This is a genomic window from Hymenobacter saemangeumensis, from assembly GCF_039541835.1.
In the GTDB taxonomy this organism is placed as follows: domain Bacteria; phylum Bacteroidota; class Bacteroidia; order Cytophagales; family Hymenobacteraceae; genus Hymenobacter; species Hymenobacter saemangeumensis.
The window spans coordinates 16,011-35,064 of the sequence record NZ_BAABGZ010000080.1; the positions used below are offsets into that span (position 1 = coordinate 16,011).

The window sequence follows — 19,054 nt, forward strand, 5'->3', positions numbered from 1 at the left end:
CCCCCTATGGAAAAGAGAGCCTACAAAGACCAGGTCTACGGCGCGCTGGCCGACCTCACCAAAGCCCTGGCAAACCCCCGCCGGCTGGAAATCGTGGACTTGCTGGCCCAGGGCGAGTTTGCCGTGGAAGACATTGCCCGCGAAACCGGACTTTCGATAGCCAATACCTCCCAGCACTTGCAGGTGCTCAAAGGCGTGCAGCTGGTCAGCGCCACCCGCGACGGCCACTACCTGCGCTACCGCCTGGCCAACCCCGATGTGTACGCCGCCTGGCAGCTGCTGCGCACGTACGGGCTGAACCGCCAGGCCAACATCGCCCGGGTAGTACACGACTTTCGCTCCCAGCGGGAGGTGCTGCAAACCGTGAGCATTGACGAGCTGCTGGGCAAGCTGAACGACGAGGGCGTGGTGCTGCTCGACGTGCGTCCCTCCGACGAGTACGGCCAGGGCCACCTCCCCGGGGCTGTTTCCATGCCCATCGGCGAGCTCCTCGAACGCCTGGAGGAGCTCCCCCGCACCGGCACCATCATCGCCTACTGCCGCGGCCCCTTCTGCGTGTTTGCCGACGAGGCCGTGCAGCTGCTCACCAGCCGCGGGTACCCGGCCCAGCGCCTCGAGGAAGGGTTTCCGGACTGGAAGCACCGCCAGCTGCCCTACGAACTCGCTTAACCACTTCACCATGTTTCAATCCCTGGAAGTTGCCACCCTGCGCGCCTGGCTCGACGCCGGGCAGCCGGTTACCGTGCTCGACGTTCGGCCCCGGGCCGAGCGTGAGGAATGGGCCATCCCTGGCAGCGTGCACGCGGACGCCTACGAGCAGCTCAAAGCCGGCAACCCGGATGCGCTGGCTCACGTGGCGCTGCCTCTGGGCGTGCCCGTAGTCGCCGTATGTGCCGCGGGCCGCATAAGCCAGCGCGCGGCAACCCAGCTACAAGCCCGGGGCCTGGACGCGTACTCGCTGACGGGGGGCATGCAAGGCTGGGGCCTGGCCTGGAATACGGCCCTGGTGCCGGCCTCTCTGCCGGGGGCGTCCCTGCTGCAAATCCGCCGTACCGGCAAAGGCTGCCTCTCGTACCTGGTGGGTTCCGAGGGGGAGGCCCTGGTGGTGGACGCCTCCGTTGACCCCGCGGTATACCAGCAGCTGGCCGCCGAACGGGGCTGGCGCATCCGCTACGTGCTGGACACGCACCTGCACGCCGACCATCTGTCCCGTTCGCGCGCCCTGTCCCAGGCCACCGGCGCCGAGCTGCTGCTGCCGCCGCACCCCGCCACGGCCTTTGCCTACACGCCGGTTGCCGAACACACTCTGCTCGCGCTGGGGGCGCTGCGCCTGCGGGTGCTGGCCACGCCGGGCCACACCCCCGAGAGCGTCACCTACCTGCTCAACGAACAGGTAGCCCTGACCGGGGACACGCTGTTTGCCGATGCCGTCGGCCGGCCCGACCTGAAAGCCAGCTCGCCGGAAGCCACGGGCCGGGCCCGCCAGCTGTACCAGTCGCTGCATCGCCTGCTCGCTCTGCCCGCCGACACCTGGGTACTGCCGGGCCACACCAGCCAACCCGTCGCGTTCGACCAGCTGCCGGTGGCCACGACCATCGGGGCCGTGCGCGCCGCGCTGCCGCTGCTGGCGCTGCCGGAAGCCACGTTTGCCGACACGCTGCTGCGGCGCATTCCGCCCACGCCGCCCAACTACCTGACCATTGCCGGCCTGAACCTGAGCGGTGCAGAACCCGCGCTGCCTGCCGCCGAGCTCGAAGCCGGAGCCAACCGCTGCGCTGTCCACTAACCGTTCCGTCCCATGCCATCCGCTTCGTTGCCGCGCCTGGGCCTGCGCGAAAACTGGCCGCAGTTTGCCCTGCTGGTACTCGTCAATGCCTTTGTGGGCGGCATGGTAGGGCTGGAGCGCACCATTTTGCCCCGGCTGGCCGAGCAGGAGTTCCACCTGGTGGGCCGCTCGGCCATCCTTTCGTTTATCGTCGTGTTTGGCCTGACCAAGGCCGCGGCCAACTTCTACGCCGGCGCCTGGGCAAACCGCGCGGGGCGCAAAAACCTGCTGGTGCTGGGCTGGCTCGCGGGGCTGCCCGTGCCGCTGCTCCTGCTCTGGGCGCCCACCTGGGGCTGGGTTGTGGCCGCCAACGTGCTGCTGGGCCTCAACCAGGGCCTGGCCTGGTCGAGCACGGTGGTGATGAAGATTGACCTGGTAGGGCCCCGGCAGCGCGGCCTGGCCATGGGGATGAACGAGTCGGCCGGCTACCTGGCCGTGGCTGCCACCGCGTTTGCTACGGGCTGGCTGGCCACCGAGTACGGCCTGCGGCCTTACCCGTTTTACCTGGGAGCCGGCCTGGCCGTGGCCGGGCTGCTGAGCAGTCTGCTGGTGCGCGACACCCACGCCCACGTGGCCCTGGATGCGGCCCTTGCCCCGCAGGAGGCCGCAAGCCCGCCCCTCTCATTCTGGGACGTGAGCTGGCGGCATCCCGACCTGGGCTCAGTCACCCAGGCCGGGCTGGTCAACAACCTGAACGACGGCATGGTCTGGGGCCTGCTGCCGCTGCTGCTGGCCAGCCAAGGCTTTTCTCTCACCCAGATTGGGACGGTCGCCGCCGTGTACCCGGCCGTATGGGGGCTGGGCCAGCTGGTGACCGGCCCGCTGGCCGACCGGCTCTGCAAAAAATCATTGCTTTTCTGGGGCATGCTGGTGCAAGGCCTGGTGCTACTGGTTATGCTGCTCACCCACTCATACCCGCTGTTTTTGCTGCTGGCCGGCCTGCTCGGTGCGGGCACAGCCCTCGTGTACCCCACGTTTCTGGCGGCGGTAGCGGAACACTCCCCCGCGCTGCAGCGGGCCCGCAGCATTGGCATTTTCCGCCTGTGGCGCGATGCGGGCTACGCCGTGGGCGCGCTGCTCACCGGCCTGCTGGCCGACTGGCTGGGGCTGGCAGCGGCGCTGGGTGCCATTGGAGGCCTCACGCTGGTCTCAGCAGGCGTCGTTCAGTATCGGATGCGCTGTGCGGCGGCTGCCGGCCCGCTCCGTCCGTTGCGCGCGTCCTTCAGCAATCCACTGCAGCCTGCCTCCTAAGAAGCACAGCCGCCTAAGCAGCAGGGGAGCACCCTGCTGCTTTAAGCTTTGTTTACATAGCCAGCGGGCCTGCCCTTCGCAATTAAGTACTTGTTAGGACCTCGCCTTCTTCTCAAGTAATTTATTCATTGTGTTGTTCGGGCTTTACTCCTTGCTGACTCCTGCGCGCTTCGGTGGTGCTCAGCCTAGCGGCAGGCTGGCCTTCCGGCTATAGCAGGAGCATCCCCGAGCCATTCCAGTATCTTTGCGCTGCGTATGCGCTTTTTCCGACCTGCTGCTTTCCAGCTCACCCCACCCTGACGACCGGCGTAGAATGCCCCGGCCGCCGCTTCCCGCCGGAAGCGTGCGGCTTTTCTTTTGCCCCTTTTCAGCGTGTTTATGTTTTCGGTAATTCCCTACCTGCGTCAGTACCAGGTCAATGTTAAAAACGAAGTTCTGGCCGGCCTGACTACCGCCCTGGCCCTGGTGCCCGAAGTAGTGGCCTTTGCCTTGCTGGCCCATATCAGTCCCTTGGTGGGCATCGGCTCGGCCTTTGTCATTTGCCTTATCACCAGCCTGTTTGGCGGCCGGCCGGGGATGATATCGGGCGCGGCCGGCTCGGTGGCCGTTGTTATCGTGAGTTTGGTGGTGCAGCACGGAGCCGAGTATCTGTTTGCCGCCGTGGCGCTGATGGGCCTGCTGCAGATTGCCGTCGGCCTGCTGCGGCTGGGCAAGTTTATCCGGCTGGTGCCGCAGCCGGTGGTGTATGGCTTCGTAAATGGCCTGGCCCTGATAATTTTCATGGCCCAGCTCGAGCAGTTCAAAGTGCGCGATGCTGCCGGTGGAGAACACTGGCTTTCCGGCGGGCCGCTGCTGCTGATGGCCGGGCTGGTGGCTCTGACCATGGCCATTGTGTACTTCCTGCCGAAGCTAACCAAGGCGGTACCGGCGTCGCTGGTGGCCATTGCAGCCGTGTCGGCGCTCGTCATCGGGGGCGGACTGCACACCAAGTCGGTCGGCGACATTGCCTCCATCGCCGGCGGGCTGCCCGTGTTTCACATGCCGCAGGTGCCGCTGAGCTGGGCCACGCTCACGCTCGTGCTGCCCTACGCCGTGATTATGGCCTTGGTGGGCCTCACCGAAAGCCTGCTCACGCTCACGGTGGTGGACGAGATGACGGAAACCCGCGGCCGGGGCAACCAGGACTGCGTGGCCCAGGGCCTGGCCAATATGGCCTCGGGCCTGACCGGCGGCATGGGCGGCTGCGCCATGATTGGCCAGACGATGGTCAACCTCGAATCCAGGGGGCGCGGTCGGCTGTCGGGCGTGGTGGCGGCCGTGGCGCTGGCGCTGTTCGTGGTGGCGGGTGCGCCCATCATTGAGCGCCTGCCACTGGCCGCGCTGGTGGGGGTGATGTTCATGGTGGTCATCGCCACGTTTGAGTGGGCCAGCCTGCGCATTCTGCGCCGCATGCCGCTCACCGACGTGCTGGTGATGCTGCTCGTGACGCTGGTGACGGCCGTCTCCCAAAACCTGGCGCTGGCCGTGCTGCTGGGCGTCATTGTGTCGGCGCTGGCCTTTGCCTGGGAAAACGCCAAGCGCATCCGTGCCCGCAAATACACCGACGAGTCCGGTGTAAAGCACTACGAAATCTACGGCCCGCTCTTCTTCGGCTCGGTTCAGGCCTTCGGCGAAAAGTTCGACGTGGCGGGCGACCCGGCCGAAGTGGTTATCGACTTTAAAGACAGCCGTGTGGCCGACATGTCGGCCATCGAAGCGCTGAGCAAGCTCACCGAGCGCTACCACCGTGCCGGTAAAACGCTGCACCTGCGCCACCTCAGCCCCGACTGCCGTAAGCTGCTGGGCAAGGCCAGCTCCATTATTGAGGTCAACATTTTGGAGGACCCGCTCTACACCGTAGCTGGGGCAGGTGTCACGTACTAGAAGTTGTTAACAATAGGGGGGATGGAGTATGTGTTGACGGGCCGGGAAGGCATGAAAGGCGGGCGTGGGCAAGACAAATGCCGCTTTGTGGAGGCCGTGCTCTGGCTCACGCGCAACGGCTGCCGCTGGCTGGCCTCGCCCGCCGTATGGGGCAACCGGCACACGACGTACATGCGCTTCCAGGGCTGGACGGCCCCGGGTGTGTGGGCCCGGGTGCTGGCGGCCGTGCAACAGGACGACGCCTTGCACACGCTGCTGGTCGATTCGACCACCGTACGGGCCCACCAGCACGCCAGCGGAGCGCGCAAAAAAACAGGCCGCAAGCCCTCGGACGCGGCGGGTTGAGTTGCAAGCTGCACGTAGTGGCCGATGCGCACGGCCGGCTCGTGCGCGGCCGCCAGACAGCCGGCCGGCGCCACTACGCCCCGCAAGCCCTGCCGCTGCTCGCAGGTCTGCCCCCGGCCTTATTCGTGGCCGACCCCATTCATAAATCCCGATTGGCCTGAACGCAAAAAAGCCTCAAAAACTGCATCTGTTGCCAGATTTACAGCTTTTGAGGCTTGATTTTGGTAGTGCGAATTGCACTATTTAGTACCCGGAGCCGGGGTAGCGTCCAGCCTCACTATTGAGACGCTAACCACTTGATTGTCTACGAGTACGCTGTGATTAAGTTTGAGTCAATTTCGAACAGGTGGCGTAGCAGGGCACATAACCTCACGAACTGCCATTTACAGGCCTTGCAGGGGCTTTTACGTCAGCCGCAGCTGCTCGCCCTGCCGGATGGTAATTCGCTCCATCATTTCCAGCAGCCGGCCCCGCATATCCGTGGAGTCCCGCGCCATGATTTCCAGCAGGCCCGCCACGCGCTCGAAGGCTTCGTCCTTGTTGGCCGGTACCCGCGTGGTCAGTATGCCGCGTACCTCCCAGATTTCCCAGATGGTTTCCCGGGGAATGACGTGGGGCGAGAAGTAGGAGTTGTCCGACAGCAGCTCCACTTCCTCGTCGCTGTTCTGAATCGGCCGCGGAATGCGCTTCACTATCATGCTGTCGTCCGTTACCACCACGTATACGTGGCGGGGCTTTACCATGCGCCAGTCTGCCACGCACCGCGCAATCACCACGTCGCTGGTCCACAGCGTGGGCTCCATGCTTGATCCTTCCACTTCAAACGCCCGGTGCAATTTGCCCGAGAACTGCGGCAGCGTCAGCAACTCCAGGTCCATTTCTTTCAACACCTGCGGCCTTTCCCGCGAGAGCTGGTAGCCAGCTTGGGCTGGCGTCGGCACCAGCATAATGCCTTCGTCGCCCGCCATGTTCAGCGTAACCACGGCGGGTGAATGCATGCCTCCAGAGTGGACATGCGCGCGCTCCTCGGTCGTTTTCTTTGCCGACTTTGGCTGCTCCGCCGCTTTGGCCGGGGTCAGCATTTCCCCTTTGCCTAGTAGCAACCAGCCCGGGTTCACCTCGGGGTAGGTTTGCAGTACTTCCACCAGCGTGTCGAAGCCAGGCTTGAATTTGTGGCCAATAAAGTTGTATAGCTTGGTGGGGCGGCCATGTCCAAGCTTCTTTGCAGCACCGTAAATGGAGTCGCCATAGTGCTCAATTATAGCTGCTAGCCGGTCACCAACTTGCTTTTCTTGTTCCATTTTGTTTTGCGGTGCTGTAAAAACTAATTTGTCAGTTCAAATTTGTTATTGTAAACTTGCCCTGGTTCGGAATCAAAGTTAAACAATTAGCAAACAAAATGGAACACATTGCAAAGAAAATTTCAGAACAGCGCCACATTTTTGGTAAGCGCAGCAACTACACGGCCCGCATTATCGCTAATTTAGAGGCTAAGGGCAAGTCGTTTACGCGCCAACAAGTCTACAACGTCGTCTCCGGGCGATACTTTAACATGGACGTGGCCGAGGCCTTCTTTGAAGAGCTGGAAGCCGAAGTAAAGCGCCGCGCCGACCTTGAAACCCTCGCTAACCGCCAGTCTGGGATTGCCCTGGGCGCCCAAGCCGCCTAGCCATGCAAGTCGCCCTGCTAGTGCCCGAACAGGAGTGGCGGCAGCTGCTGGCCGACGTGCAGCGCCTCAAGGCCATGGAGGCTGCCCTGCCAGCCACCCCACCAACTCCACCACCCGTGCCCGACCGCATCCTAACCGTGCGCGAGGCCGCCCACTACATGCGCCTGAAGCCGGAAGGCGTCCGCAACGCCCGCCGCGCCGGCCGCCTATTCGGCCTCCGGCTCAACGAGAAGGAGTGGGGCTTCCGCTTATCGGAGCTCGACCGCTACCTGTCCCGCTACAACCGCCGGCCCCTCGACGGCCCATTACCCCCCGCGCCTTCCCCGCTCCAGGTGGCCGCCTAAACTTCCTCTCAGCATGTCATCACTACTTCCCGTCGTCGGCCCCGCCAGTGGCCACGACCAGGAGGCTGCTGCCTCCATCATCACCATCCAGAAAGTTAAAGTCAAAGACCTGCAGCTCACCTGCGAATTCACCGAGCAGCGCACCCCGGATGCCCCGCCCCGGGCTTTCGCCCTCACCTGCGCCGAGCAAATCCACCCCGACCTCTCACATGCCCTCAGCCGCCTGGTGCCCCACCTCTGCCTGCTCACCGAGCAGCTAGCCGAAACACCCGACTTCTGGCCCGATGAAGCGGAAGAGCTGCCAGCGCTGTTTGAGCCCTTCACCGTCACCGGCTTCTCCATGGGCAAGCACCAGGGCGGCGTCACCCTCATCGGCCAGCGCGAGCTCACCGGCGGCCGGGTACTCAACCTGACGGCGCCCTACCAATCCTTCGATGACGAGCGGGCCAGTTACCCCTACACCGGCCTGCTGGAAGCCACCCTGGCCACAGCCCTGGCCGAGGTAGAAGCCGCCCTGCGCGGCAAATGCACCGAGTATCGCCAGCTCGATTTGTTTGAGCAGCCCACAGCTGCGAACATCCACGTAGTGCCCACGCCCCCGCAGGCATGAAACTCCCGGCTATCCAATTCTACCCCGGCGACTGGCACAAGGACCAGGGCGTCCAGGCCCTCGACCTCCAGCAGCGTGGGGCCTGGTTCGAGCTGCTGTTGATGATGCACGACAGCGAAGAGCGCGGCGTGCTGCTCATCAACGGCAGCCCCATGCCCGAGGCCGTCATTGCCCGCCGCCTGGGTTTGGATAACCAAACGGCCAACCAAATATTAACCACCCTGCTAACCTACGGCGTGGCCAGCCGCCGCGAATCCGACGGCGCGCTTTACTGCCGCCGCATGGTGAAAGATGAAAAACTGCGTCAGGTACGTACTGAAGCGGGCAAAAAGGGCGGAAATCCTCGTTTGCTTAACCAAACCGCCTACCAAACGGCAACCACCGGGGATAAGCAAATTCCAACCCCTTCAATTTCATCTTCAATTACAACTTCAATTAAAGAGAGAGAGGTGGCTGACGCCACCGCGCACGTTCTCCTCATTGAAAAAAATGTAAAGGAAGAGCCCGCTAAAAAGCCGGCCAGCGACCAGAAGAAAGGGCCGCCTGCGCCGCCCACCCTCGCCGAGGTCCAGGCTTACGCCGCTGCGCAGCACCCCAACAGCGGTGACGCCCAAACCGAAGCCGCCGCCTTCTACGACCACTACGAAAGCAACGGCTGGCGCGTCAGTGGCAAAACGCCCATGGTCAACTGGCAGGCCGCTTTTCGCGGCTGGATGCGCCGCCGCGCCATCTTCCAGGGCACCCAGGTGGACCCCTCCAGGGCAACCGCCACGCCGGGCCGAGCCCGCACCGCTCCCAAACCCGCTGACCCCAGCCGCTGGAGCTAACGCCCCTATTCTATGTCCACTAACCTTTCCCGCCCTGCCTCGCCCGCCATGCACCAGCCGCCCCAGGCTCCTGACCTGGAAGCTGCGGTGCTCGGGGCCGCCCTGCTCGAAGCTGACGCCCAGCGCCGGCTGCTGGACACGCTGTCCGACGAGCAGGTGTTCTACCGCTACCCCCACCAACAGGTCTACGCCGCCATCCGCGACCTCGTCGCCGACGGCCAGCACGCCGACCAGCTCACCGTCGTGCAGCAGCTGGCCCGGCGCGGCACCCTGCAGCGCACCGGCGGCGCCCACTTCGTGGCCAGCCTCACGCTGCGCATCAACTCGGCGGCCCACTTCGACACCCATTGCCGGGTGCTGCAGGAGTACCACGCCCGCCGCGTGCTCATCCGTGCCGGCAGCGAGCTGGTCGCCCGCGGCTACGACGAAGGCCGCGACCCGCTGCAGCTACTCGCCGATGCCCAGCAGCACCTCACCACCTTGCACCGGGCCCTCGAAACCCGCCCCGGCCAGACGGCCGCCGCCGCTTTCGTCGCCACCTTCGACCGCCTGGCCCAGGCTGTCCAGCAGCACGGCCTCACCGGTATCCCCACCGGCCTCACCCAGCTCGACGGCCTCACCGGCGGCTGGCAGCCCGGAGACTTGGTGCTGCTGGCGGCCCGGCCCGCCATGGGCAAAACCGCCGCTCTGCTGCACTTTGCCCGCACCGCCGCCCTCGACCATGCCCACCACACGGCCGTCTTCAGCCTCGAAATGCCCACGCTGCAGCTCATGCAGCGCCTGGTGGCCAGCGAGGTGCCGGGCTACTCCAACGCCGACCTGCGCCGGGGCAACCTGCCCGGGGGCCTCGACCAGGTGGCGTACGTGCAAGCCCAGGCCCAGCGCCTGCGCACCCACGGCCACCGCCTGCACCTCGACGACACGCCCGGCCTGAGCATCCATCAGCTGCGCGCCAAGTGCGCCCGCCTGCACGCCCAGCACCCCCTGGGCCTGGTTCTGGTCGACTACATCCAGCTCATGCGCGGCGACCAAAAGGGTAACCGCGAGCAGGAAATTGCCAGCATCAGCCGCGGCCTCAAGGAGCTGGCCAAGGAGCTCAACGCGCCTGTCATTGCCCTCAGCCAGCTCAGCCGCGACGTGGAGAAAAGGGGAGGGGACAAGCGCCCGCTGCTATCGGACCTGCGCGAGTCCGGTAGCCTGGAGCAGGACGCCGACTGCATTGTCTTCATGTGGCGCGGTGAATACTATGACATCACCGAGTACGACGACGGCGCCCCCACGAAGGATACCGTTCTTTTTGATGTAGCCAAGCACCGTAATGGAGCTAACGACGAAATAATAGCTGATTGCAACCTTCGAAACGGGGTTTTTAGGGATTATCAGTCATAAAATCAGTTGATTAATGGGGTAATGAAGCCAGCAGCTACAGTATCACACCATTTTTGCCTATTTAATCAACCCTTTCGCTTGGATATTGTAGGCTCAGTAGGTTAGTTTAGCTGCACCACAACATACAGGTTTCAACCATGGGCATGGTAAAATTTGACTTCGTGCAGTATGCAAGCAAAATGAATTGCGATGAGCAGCAGTTGTATAGCTGGATTTGCCGTGGTAAGCTCCCCGCAATTTCACGAAAGAAACCTGTCTTACTTCCAGAAAAAACCTATCAGATGCTTATAGGTCACATCGAGGATGGTTTAACTTGTGGTTTTAACGATAAAATTTTGCCAACCATCAAGCCATTGAAGCAGGATTGCTACAATGCGCAAACTAAGCTTGACCTGCACAGCCAAAAGGTAAGCCAAGCTGAAGCAGTACTTGCTCAATACCAGGCTACTCTCACTCAGGGGCATAATTTGCCACGTTCAATTGCTTCTGTCGAAAAAAAAATTAGAGAAATAAAACAGACATACACTGTTAAAAAGATGCTTGGGTTTCTGAGTGTAAATTCCAGCTATAAAGAACTTATTAATGAGAAGTCTCAACTAGAGCAAACTCTAAAAGCTTTCACTCCCCAGAAAATAGAGGCACAAATAAAAATCGCTGAAACCCGTTTGGCGCAACTGCGCGACTTCGAAAGGGACTTAATTAAACAAGTTCAAAGTATTAAAAGCCGTATTACTGCCACTGTAAGTGCCGCTAAGCCACCTGTTCGTTTTCAAGCCTCAAATCTCAAACCTGCTTTTTCATCTGCCCTAGCTTCTGTAGCTGCAACCATGTCAGCCGAGCCATCAGCGTCGCCAACCGTAGCAGTTCCTCGGGTTCCTATTCTTCCCTTATCTGGTTACGCGCCCAAAACCATCAACTCCAAAACAAGCAAATCAGCAGAAACAGCACTGAAAAATTCATCGGTTAAGCAAACTATTCGAGTTGCATGGGATGATGTGACTTTTGGGGATGGTAGCATCAGAGTTAGGCATAAAACCGGCTTTTCTAACACCTTCTCATTAGTAGAATCAAGAGGTTTTTTGAATCTAATCAAAACGCACTACAAATTCAGAAATGCTCCTTTGCTCACGATAACCATGATGAATAATAACATCATTGAAGTTGTTAATAAAGATGCTGTTCTGTATTACATAAAGTTTCTTTCTGACACAGGGAGCCTACTTGATTTGGGGAATGCCCGCCAAAGTCGAGGTATTAGTCGATTTAGGTTATACAATAAAGAGTACTATAGAAGATGTTTGCCTGACTTATTCAAAAGCAGTAGCTTAAAATTCTTATGTGAAATTTCAGATGCAGAAGGGTACATAATACCAGTTCCCGAGGTGGTTGTAACCACAAATGGCACTAAGTCAGTGGACGACTCTTTTATGTTTACTTTGAGAAGCAGAGCTGGATTTTATATTGCCTGGGAAAGTACTGAGGATTCTAAGGCAACTTATCTATTCCAATGTTCTTCTTCTAACTTGTTGAGGACACAACAACTGCTTTACGACTATTTAGTCGGCCCTACAGTTAATAAGAGACAAACTCTTATTAACTCAGATTCCATCCCACGGCAGCTGGGACTTCCCAGAAGAATATTCCACAGTGATGTTCTTAATTGGAAATGCAACTTAAAGGCATATTGCTCAATTTGACTGGTTCAGATTCCTTGAGATGCTTAATATGAGTTAAGGCTCGTAGGAATGACTATTCTAGTTCTATACACGGTACTACCCTTATTCAATTAATCTCCAAATTTTTAAGCACTTTAATTGCTCTCGGCAGCCTTAATGTAGTTTGCTACATTATACGGCAAATTCCATCCTACTGGAAATTCTTTTGGCACTAATAATATGGTAGCGCGCCGGGCCCTGCTGGTTGCTACATTAAAGTGAGGTTCCTGAACTTGGTTTGCTCGACTATCATTCACAAGCGCATAGATAACCACGTCAGTCGTTAACCCCTGTACCCGTGCAACGGTATCGACAAGTACGTTTTCCCGGGCTCCCACTGCATTCAATAAGGTTCGTTGTAAGCTAGAAACAGTCTTTCTATAGGTTCCCAAAACTGCTATATCCAACTGGGGTTCTCCTTTCAGCAGTTCGCAGACAAGGCTGCTTACAAGTTCCATTAACTCCAAAGGGTCTCTCTGGCCAAGTGGCATCGCTATTTTATGCATATAAGGACCACCGAGCAATGGAAATAATGAAGCCACTGACGGTGGTAAGCGCAATGCATCGGGTACTGCGGCACGTGAGCGTAGTCGGCCCTGATAAAAAGCATTGGTGCAGTTTACTGCGCGTGGCGGAAGTCGGAACGAGTCGGTAAGGAGAAGCCCAATCGCCTTATGCCAGTGTTCGCATGCCGTGCGTAATCCGTCGCGTGCCGCATCAAGCCGTTGTTGGTCTGGGGTAGGTACATCTACTTCCATTATAGGTGGAAGCTGTTGAGGGTCACCTACCAAAAGCATTTGTTCGCCGAGTGCCTGTGCAGCTGCTATGGTAGCTAAAAAGGCTTGGCTGGCTTCTTCTACTACCACAGTATCAAACAAAGGTACGACGGCGTCCATGGCCCGCCTGCTCATGCGGTAAAAAGTAAGCAAAAGCAGAGTGCCAGGCTTTGGTTCGTAATCCTGTCCTTCGCGCAAGCCCGGGGCAGCTCGCTTTTCATCCTCACTCAAACCAGCTTTGTACACTCGTCCGTCAGCCAGTGCTACAGCTAGTCCTGGCTTGGTCAGTAGCTCCAGCAAGGCTTTATTAGTAAGCGCCGTAGCAACTACGCATTTTCCTTGCGCTAGAAAGTCCCCACACAGCTGGGCTGTAAGATGGCTTTTACCTGTGCCTGGAGGACCCTGAATGATAGCCGCATTCCTTATGGCCAGTTCACTTTGAACCCGGAGTGTTTGATTCTGGTCAGCTGGAAGGTCCTCCGGATTCCACCCCGGCGTACCCAGAGGCAAATCCAGCAGTGCTGCCACTTCAGGCCTGTGCCCCGGCCCTTCGCCAGCTACAAGCCGGGCTAGGTTGGCCAGGTATTCCAAAGGGGGCTCCTGCGGTCCGAAGCATACAATTTTCTCGGGTTTTAGCGGGTCAATAAATTCACCGCTCGCACCTGCAAAGCCAACATGAAAGCCCTTGGTTTCCGGTTTGGCCTGCCAGAACCGGGGCATCAATTCCGCTCCGTGCAGGCTGGACCCACGAAGTTCTTGATAAGGTGCATTGCCCCACTTGGTCGGGTTGGTTAGTTCTGCACGTGGCACGAACGCAAACAATGGCTCACCGCGTCTCGGCAAATCACGTGTAGCTGGGAACCAGAATAGGACGTTTCCTCGCGCCTTATCGAAGCCTACATATTTTCCCAAAAGCAACGTGCCATTTTCCCGTAGCGTGGTCGCACTCGTTTGCAGAGTGCTGGCGAAGCTTAGTTTCTGTGCGTTGTATTCCCGACGCAACAGCATGGCATGGTGTTCCCGTGAAATAGAAATAGTCGACATAGTTAGGAAAGGTCAATGTCCTGGTCATCCACGGGCAAAGGGCCAGCTGACGTATGATTTCCCGTCAGTTCAAAATCAAAATCCAGATTGCTAGGCGAATCAAAAATGAATTTGAAGGAACCAGAGAACAGGTGCGCTTCGGCTAATTGGGTTAAACTTGCCACTGAGCCTTTGGGGTCAGTATTTTCTAGACGCACAATCACGTTTGGGTTGCGCCGATGCACGGCATCCAAGCTGCTTATCATTTCCATTGAATCAGCTGCAGACTGGCCCTGTCGAGGTTTATAGAGCAATAAAAAGCTGTTTTCTCCTGCTAATGTCAACCACTCATTCGGATTCAAATAGAGAATACCGCCTCTATAACTCTTCACAATTACCCGCCACTTGTTACCCTCCTGTATTTTGGTGACTGGCTCAAATGTGGAGTAACCGTCGTGGTCGTCATCGCCGACACTATATCCATGGTCGCGCAGCCAAAAGACTGCCGCTTCGCGAGCCTCTTTTTGGTAGTTCTTACGCTTCTCTGCCGATACTCCTGGGTTATAAAGCGCGTGGGCGCCACCATCTCCCTTTCCGCTTGCTGGAGCATCTTCATGGTCGTGCTCGGTTTCATTAGATGTAGATACTGGCTTGGCCGCCGGCGTCTTTGGTTTTGATTCAGTAGGCGTTGGCGCTTTTGGCTGATTGCTGGCTCGAGGTGCAGACAGCCAATCTGGAATTTCCCATCCTGCATCTAGCAAGCACTCGCGAACTTCCGCTATATCACGGGCACGCATCACGTCCACTATTATTTGTGCTGGTGCGTTTGCAGTAAGCTTTTGCTCCAAAAACCTGCCCAATGCTGGTAGGTGCCGCCACCCTGTAAACAGAGACCCGCTAAAGTAGAAAATGCCCTGTGCACTGTCGACCTGGCAACGGTCTTCCACAGGTACAACAAACCCTGGAATGCGTGAACATTCCAGTTGGACAGCTGGCACTTCAATAAATTGTAGCCCCATTAATTCCTGTTCTAGCTTTGCCAAGGCCTCTGGCTCGTCATAGCCGTACTGTCGATACGTTAACAGCCGCAGTAGATGGTTGTCAGTTGCTCGCTGACGCAGTATTGCAGTGTGCGAGCGTCCGCCTCCAGGAGGTGGAACGGGCTTGAAGTCCGCCGCTTGAATTATGCTGACCTTTAGTGCAAGGCAAAAATTTCTTAACTCTGTAAACAGCCCCTTGGTGCGCCTCATCAATTGAGGCCGATTCTCGGCGTAGCATTGCCTTGCTACGTCCGCAGCAAGCCAGTGTAGGTCATTGAGCGGCTGCCAACTGCCATCGGCTGCCGGCCAGCGCAGCTTGGGTCGCCAGGCTGCTAAATCATTGCCTTTGTACTCATCTTTAAAGTGAGCTAATAAGGGGGAAGCAAGTTTTTCAAATTCCGGGTTAGGGCCTTTAATTAGCCTGGTTGAATGCAGTCTTTCGCTTTTCTCAGCAAAAGCCTCTAGATGCTCGTTTACATTTAGTTCTGTCTGTAAGCCTAGGTAGCGCTCCAATTCGGGGCTGCCCCACTTGTGCATCGATACCCACGCACTTTTTGGTGCTGCTTCTTTTAAGCTATTGCTCAGGTAACGGTCTCCGATTTGAGGCGACTTATCAGTTTGGGGACATAAACAAAATCTTGGTGGCCCCGCCCATGGTGTCATATTAGCTATAGATTTACCTGCCAATTTGTATGTGCATTTGGGGAAAATATCGGGCTTGTTTGGCCATTCTGCAGCCAGAGTTGTAGCCAGACTTGCAGCTATTTTATCTGTTTTAACAAGCTCGAGATTGTTTATTACAAGCAAGTTACTAAATTCCACTGCTTGATTACCTACCCCTGGGGTACTCGAGTTAACATACTCCCAATACCGTTGCATAACCGGTGGTAAATTAAGCTTAGTAATACTTAGTTGTGCGTACCAAACGGGCTCGAACTGCTCACGTACGCCTAGCCAATCGGTCAGTAGTTGCCTCACACCAGGACCATCAGCGGCTCCCACCAAGTAAGCCGCATCTAGGACTCCCTTTTCCGTGCCTTCTGATAGCTGCTCAATATCTAGCTTGGGCAGGTATTCGGTGCCTAGGTAACACCGTCCTGCTAATTGCGTTTGCCCGTTTTTTAGATACAGAGGCAAACTACTGAGAAGTGACTTTAGGCCTCCGGCCAGTTTGTTGGCCCTTACTAGCGCCGCTAATTCTCGTACTACTCGAACAGATTCTGCTTGATTAGTAGCTGCCCCAACACCCACTACATGCGCCAGCGCTAATACTGTTAAAGTATCCGCTGAAACGACGGTCTTGCCAGTGGCTATTGCCAAAAATTGGCGCACTAATGAAGGCTCCACCTTCGCCGTGGTAGGGTAGTCAGTTGCCAACTGGGCCGGTAACCCCTGGGGCAATAGCCGCCCGGTTATTTCTGACCCAGAGGGATATGTGTCGCAAACAACGCATTCAGTAAGGGGCAGTCGGGTCTTACCCAGTGTGCGCAGCCGCAGCATCCCTAGTTTCGGCCATTCGGCATCCAACACGCCGGGCTTCGTTTCCGAGAACAGCCTTGCCGCAAACCGAAACAGTGCATCGTGCCCGCCCTCGCTTAATTTACCAGCGGCCAATAACGGAAGCAAATGTTGCTGAAATAATTCCGTCTTCAGAGGACGTTTGGCTCCCAGCGCCCCCCAAAATTTACCCCACTCCGACGCCTCACTAACCTCACCGTAGTTCTCGGTTATAAAGGAGAATTGCCCGCCTATTTCGGCCGCCAGCGTTTCAAATAGGTAGCTCGGCTGGTAATGGTCGGCCACGTAAAGCTGTGACACTGGCTGCCAAGTTCCATTCTTACTCCGTACCAGCAATTTGCCCAATACCTTCCGGTCACCCACCTTATCTAGTTCTTTTTCAACGTATAGCCTAAATAGGTAGTTAGTATAGGCCGCCGCTTCTTCTTGGGTGACACGCCCATTCGCCAGGTGGTTGCCAAGCCGCGACAGTGCTGATTCCCGTGTCAATGGCACTAGTTTCGCAAATACCTGCTCAAACCAGGCCCGCAAGTTCTCATCCGCACGCAGCGCCGCTTGTAGCGCGGGATGTAGATAGCGCAACTGGTCCTTGAGTGGATAATCGGCGTCCGGCTCCTCATCCACTACTCCGTAGCAAGCGTCTGTATTGGGGGCCAGCGCATGCCCGTATTGGTCTAGCAGCCAGGGATTAGTTTTCAAGGCCGCCACTAAGTCTGATGGTTGCGCCGCATAAATGTAGCGCAGTAAGTCTACCACTCGCTCTGGCGAGTAAACCGCAGTTGTGGATTGCAGGCCTAACAGTGCCAGCACATCCGCTTGCTTGATACTTTCCAGCTTCAGCAGCCTGCGCTGTGGTTCAGTAAGCACAGCCGCCACTGTTGGGTCTACCAGCTTTAGGTTTCTGACCAGATGCGCCTGGTACAGCTCTGGCAACACCCCGGCCAGACCTGCCTCGTCAAGTACGGCCTCGGCTGGTAGCACCAACTCTTTGTCCGCTGTTAAAACAAATCTGGTATCTGTGATTGCCCGCTGAAGACCTTCGTTAAAAGCAGTCTGATTTGCGTTGATTTTACCCTGATAATAAACTGGCAACAACTTATACACAGCACCTGCCCAATTCGGCTGGTCGGCCAGCATACTCGCCAACCATTGCGGCCAAATAGCGCCCATTGCATCAAATAGGTGGTTGTTCCACTCCTTCTCCGGCAATACTTTCTCCCGACTTGGGTCAGTTAGAAAGTCTGCGTTTACAAGCGCTAGTAGCTGGTAATGATTGTCAGTAGTAGGCAGGTAGCAATACAGAATACTTTCGCTGCTAGCAACCATTTCTGGGCCGGCTTCAGTTAATGGTGTTGCCAGTGTTAGTTTCAATCGTGTTGCCCGCTTCAGCGAGTCAGGCATTAATTCGTCTTGCTCAGCTGCTTGGCGCTGTGCCTCGGTTATATTGACCCAAAAATCTTGACGCCTGTAAAGCAGCTTACGCTCGTTGTTCCACAATTCAACTACACAGCTAGCTGCATCTTGGCGGCGAAGTACCAGAGGGGAAGCCAGTCCAGTTCCGCTGAGCCGTACCGAACGCACGGCCCGCAGGAAAAGGAGAAAAACCGGCGTCGCAAACGTAGTGGGCAACAAGGCCGCGTAGCGTTGAATTTGTTCGTGGCCAACCTCTAATGCAATGGCAACAGAGCTGGCTACTGACTGGAAATACTGGTCGTGCGCCAGCAGCTCCGGTGGAAATTGCGCCAGCTCTGTCCAGCGTGGCCATACCATCCACGGCACCCCGGTAGGGCTTTCGCCCGGTTCGGGCGCAAATCGGAAAGAGTAACCACCAGAATGCAAGTATACTGCATGGCTGGTGGCAAATACCGACTTAAAGCCAATGCCCTTGTAGCCGGTCATATTCTCCTCGTCCTCCTTCGTTCCATCGGCTGCATCCGAAATGCCCTGCATATCGGCTTGCGAAAAAGGCTGCCCGTTATGCAGGAATAGCAAGTAGTTCGGCAACAGCTCGAACGAAACGCTTGGCTGATGACCCGTCTTATTGGGCTTGTCATCAGCATTTTGCAAAAGCTCCCAAAACATACGGTCAGCAGCGGTAGCTAAGCGGGCCGTGATTTTGGCTAACATCCGCGTCATTGCTCCTGCTGCCCAAGTCCCCATATCCGTTCGTTCAGCCAAAGCAGCCTGCACTTCCAGTCTGCGTTGTGCTCGCTCGCTTGGCAAAACCAACTGCCGCTCTCGCTGCCTAATGAGAGGAGTTAGCGCTTTAGCTTGCTGCAATGCCTGCTGCAAAGTCGCATTTAACTCAACTACTGTAGCCGCCTCCAACGCAAAGGGTTTACTTAATCGCTCTCGTAGCTGCCGACCTGCCAACCGTAACGACAACCTGTAATACTGGCCGGGTGTAAGTGGCACGGTAGAATTCCCTTGGAGTTTAGCCGAAACTAATCCTGCTCCTCGCGGCAAATCTAGTTGCTGTCCGTGTGCATTGCGAAAATCCCCAAAAAAACTGCCTTTTTCAGTGATTTTCCATTCCGCATACACGTCACCTAGTGGCACTCCCCAATGCGCAATTAGCATAGCCTGTATCTCTTGGTCGGACAAAGCCAATAGCTCTCGCAATACATTTTCTGCCAGTAGCGGGCGTTTAGAGACAACACCAGAATCAGATGGTTTCATGGCTGACTAAGAATAATTGGTAATTATTTAATTTTCGCACCACTGCTTCGTAATCACACCACGGCCCAGGTAGTCTCCTTTCAAGTTGCATGGACGAATATGAATTGGGCTGAAGCGAGA

15 protein-coding genes are annotated in these 19,054 nt (G+C 57.4%); 12 read left to right on the plus strand and 3 right to left on the minus strand.

The window, feature by feature from the left end:
* The first annotated feature begins 6 nt into the window (after nucleotides 1-6).
* The 6 genes from ABD919_RS21225 to ABD919_RS21250 all read left to right on the plus strand — a co-directional run bounded on the left by ABD919_RS21225 (nucleotide 7) and on the right by ABD919_RS21250 (nucleotide 5,505).
* Nucleotides 7-669: an ArsR/SmtB family transcription factor gene (locus ABD919_RS21225; RefSeq protein WP_345238090.1), complete on the plus strand. Its 663-nt coding sequence runs from the start codon at nucleotides 7-9 to the stop codon at nucleotides 667-669.
* Nucleotides 670-679: 10 nt separating this feature from the next.
* Nucleotides 680-1,786: an MBL fold metallo-hydrolase gene (locus tag ABD919_RS21230; protein ID WP_345238091.1), complete on the plus strand. Its 1,107-nt coding sequence runs from the start codon at nucleotides 680-682 to the stop codon at nucleotides 1,784-1,786.
* A gap of 12 nt (nucleotides 1,787-1,798) precedes the next feature.
* Nucleotides 1,799-3,076, plus strand: coding sequence for an MFS transporter (locus ABD919_RS21235; protein ID WP_345238092.1), 1,278 nt, complete (start codon nucleotides 1,799-1,801; stop codon nucleotides 3,074-3,076).
* A 378-nt stretch (nucleotides 3,077-3,454) separates the two neighbouring features.
* Nucleotides 3,455-4,999, plus strand: coding sequence for a SulP family inorganic anion transporter (locus ABD919_RS21240; RefSeq protein WP_345238093.1), 1,545 nt, complete (start codon nucleotides 3,455-3,457; stop codon nucleotides 4,997-4,999).
* A 21-nt stretch (nucleotides 5,000-5,020) separates the two neighbouring features.
* A complete protein-coding gene (locus ABD919_RS21245) occupies nucleotides 5,021-5,344 on the plus strand; it encodes a transposase (RefSeq protein WP_345238094.1) in 324 nt (107 codons plus the stop codon).
* Nucleotides 5,341-5,505: a hypothetical protein gene (locus tag ABD919_RS21250; RefSeq protein WP_345238095.1), complete on the plus strand. Its 165-nt coding sequence runs from the start codon at nucleotides 5,341-5,343 to the stop codon at nucleotides 5,503-5,505. Before ABD919_RS21245 ends, ABD919_RS21250 begins: the two co-directional genes overlap by 4 nt.
* 243 nt (nucleotides 5,506-5,748) lie before the next feature.
* Here the strand turns inward: ABD919_RS21250 and ABD919_RS21255 are convergent, their stop codons facing one another.
* Nucleotides 5,749-6,645: a S24 family peptidase gene (locus ABD919_RS21255; protein ID WP_345238096.1), complete on the minus strand. Its 897-nt coding sequence runs from the start codon at nucleotides 6,643-6,645 to the stop codon at nucleotides 5,749-5,751.
* 98 nt (nucleotides 6,646-6,743) lie between these two features.
* Between ABD919_RS21255 and ABD919_RS21260 the strand changes: the two genes are divergently transcribed.
* The 6 genes from ABD919_RS21260 to ABD919_RS21285 all read left to right on the plus strand — a co-directional run bounded on the left by ABD919_RS21260 (nucleotide 6,744) and on the right by ABD919_RS21285 (nucleotide 11,880).
* The gene (locus ABD919_RS21260) at nucleotides 6,744-7,013 is read left to right on the plus strand and encodes a hypothetical protein (protein ID WP_345238097.1); all 270 of its coding nucleotides are present in this window, start codon (nucleotides 6,744-6,746) and stop codon (nucleotides 7,011-7,013) included.
* Nucleotides 7,014-7,015: 2 nt separating this feature from the next.
* Entirely contained in the window at nucleotides 7,016-7,357 is a 342-nt protein-coding gene (locus ABD919_RS21265) for a helix-turn-helix domain-containing protein (RefSeq protein ID WP_345238098.1), read from the plus strand.
* Nucleotides 7,358-7,370: 13 nt separating this feature from the next.
* The gene (locus ABD919_RS21270; protein WP_345238099.1) at nucleotides 7,371-7,967 is read left to right on the plus strand and encodes a hypothetical protein; all 597 of its coding nucleotides are present in this window, start codon (nucleotides 7,371-7,373) and stop codon (nucleotides 7,965-7,967) included.
* Entirely contained in the window at nucleotides 7,964-8,794 is an 831-nt protein-coding gene (locus ABD919_RS21275) for a hypothetical protein (protein ID WP_345238100.1), read from the plus strand. The genes ABD919_RS21270 and ABD919_RS21275 overlap by 4 nt, the downstream gene beginning before the upstream one ends.
* Nucleotides 8,795-8,806: 12 nt before the next feature.
* Nucleotides 8,807-10,183 (plus strand): replicative DNA helicase, encoded by a 1,377-nt coding sequence (dnaB, locus tag ABD919_RS21280; RefSeq protein ID WP_345238101.1) that lies wholly within the window; start codon nucleotides 8,807-8,809, stop codon nucleotides 10,181-10,183.
* A gap of 143 nt (nucleotides 10,184-10,326) precedes the next feature.
* Nucleotides 10,327-11,880: a GumC domain-containing protein gene (locus tag ABD919_RS21285; protein WP_345238102.1), complete on the plus strand. Its 1,554-nt coding sequence runs from the start codon at nucleotides 10,327-10,329 to the stop codon at nucleotides 11,878-11,880.
* Between the two features lie 113 nt (nucleotides 11,881-11,993).
* Here the strand turns inward: ABD919_RS21285 and ABD919_RS21290 are convergent, their stop codons facing one another.
* Both ABD919_RS21290 and ABD919_RS21295 read right to left on the minus strand, forming a co-directional pair.
* Nucleotides 11,994-13,718, minus strand: coding sequence for an AAA domain-containing protein (locus ABD919_RS21290; protein WP_345238103.1), 1,725 nt, complete (start codon nucleotides 13,716-13,718; stop codon nucleotides 11,994-11,996).
* 2 nt (nucleotides 13,719-13,720) lie between these two features.
* Nucleotides 13,721-18,934 (minus strand): sacsin N-terminal ATP-binding-like domain-containing protein, encoded by a 5,214-nt coding sequence (locus ABD919_RS21295; RefSeq protein WP_345238104.1) that lies wholly within the window; start codon nucleotides 18,932-18,934, stop codon nucleotides 13,721-13,723.
* Nucleotides 18,935-19,054: the final 120 nt, after the last annotated feature.

Bases quoted from the DNA above. Each gene is read 5' to 3' on its own strand.
- ABD919_RS21245 (WP_345238094.1), top strand. From the start codon at position 5,021: ATGGAGTATGTGTTGACGGGCCGGGAAGGCATGAAAGGCGGGCGTGGG.
- ABD919_RS21270 (WP_345238099.1), top strand. From the start codon at position 7,371: ATGTCATCACTACTTCCCGTCGTCGGCCCCGCCAGTGGCCACGACCAG.
- ABD919_RS21230 (WP_345238091.1), top strand. From the start codon at position 680: ATGTTTCAATCCCTGGAAGTTGCCACCCTGCGCGCCTGGCTCGACGCC.
- ABD919_RS21285 (WP_345238102.1), top strand. From the start codon at position 10,327: ATGGTAAAATTTGACTTCGTGCAGTATGCAAGCAAAATGAATTGCGAT.
- ABD919_RS21290 (WP_345238103.1), bottom strand. From the start codon at position 13,718: ATGTCGACTATTTCTATTTCACGGGAACACCATGCCATGCTGTTGCGT.
- ABD919_RS21295 (WP_345238104.1), bottom strand. From the start codon at position 18,934: ATGAAACCATCTGATTCTGGTGTTGTCTCTAAACGCCCGCTACTGGCA.
- ABD919_RS21225 (WP_345238090.1), top strand. From the start codon at position 7: ATGGAAAAGAGAGCCTACAAAGACCAGGTCTACGGCGCGCTGGCCGAC.
- dnaB (WP_345238101.1), top strand. From the start codon at position 8,807: ATGTCCACTAACCTTTCCCGCCCTGCCTCGCCCGCCATGCACCAGCCG.
- ABD919_RS21240 (WP_345238093.1), top strand. From the start codon at position 3,455: ATGTTTTCGGTAATTCCCTACCTGCGTCAGTACCAGGTCAATGTTAAA.
- ABD919_RS21265 (WP_345238098.1), top strand. From the start codon at position 7,016: ATGCAAGTCGCCCTGCTAGTGCCCGAACAGGAGTGGCGGCAGCTGCTG.
- ABD919_RS21260 (WP_345238097.1), top strand. From the start codon at position 6,744: ATGGAACACATTGCAAAGAAAATTTCAGAACAGCGCCACATTTTTGGT.
- ABD919_RS21235 (WP_345238092.1), top strand. From the start codon at position 1,799: ATGCCATCCGCTTCGTTGCCGCGCCTGGGCCTGCGCGAAAACTGGCCG.
- ABD919_RS21275 (WP_345238100.1), top strand. From the start codon at position 7,964: ATGAAACTCCCGGCTATCCAATTCTACCCCGGCGACTGGCACAAGGAC.
- ABD919_RS21255 (WP_345238096.1), bottom strand. From the start codon at position 6,645: ATGGAACAAGAAAAGCAAGTTGGTGACCGGCTAGCAGCTATAATTGAG.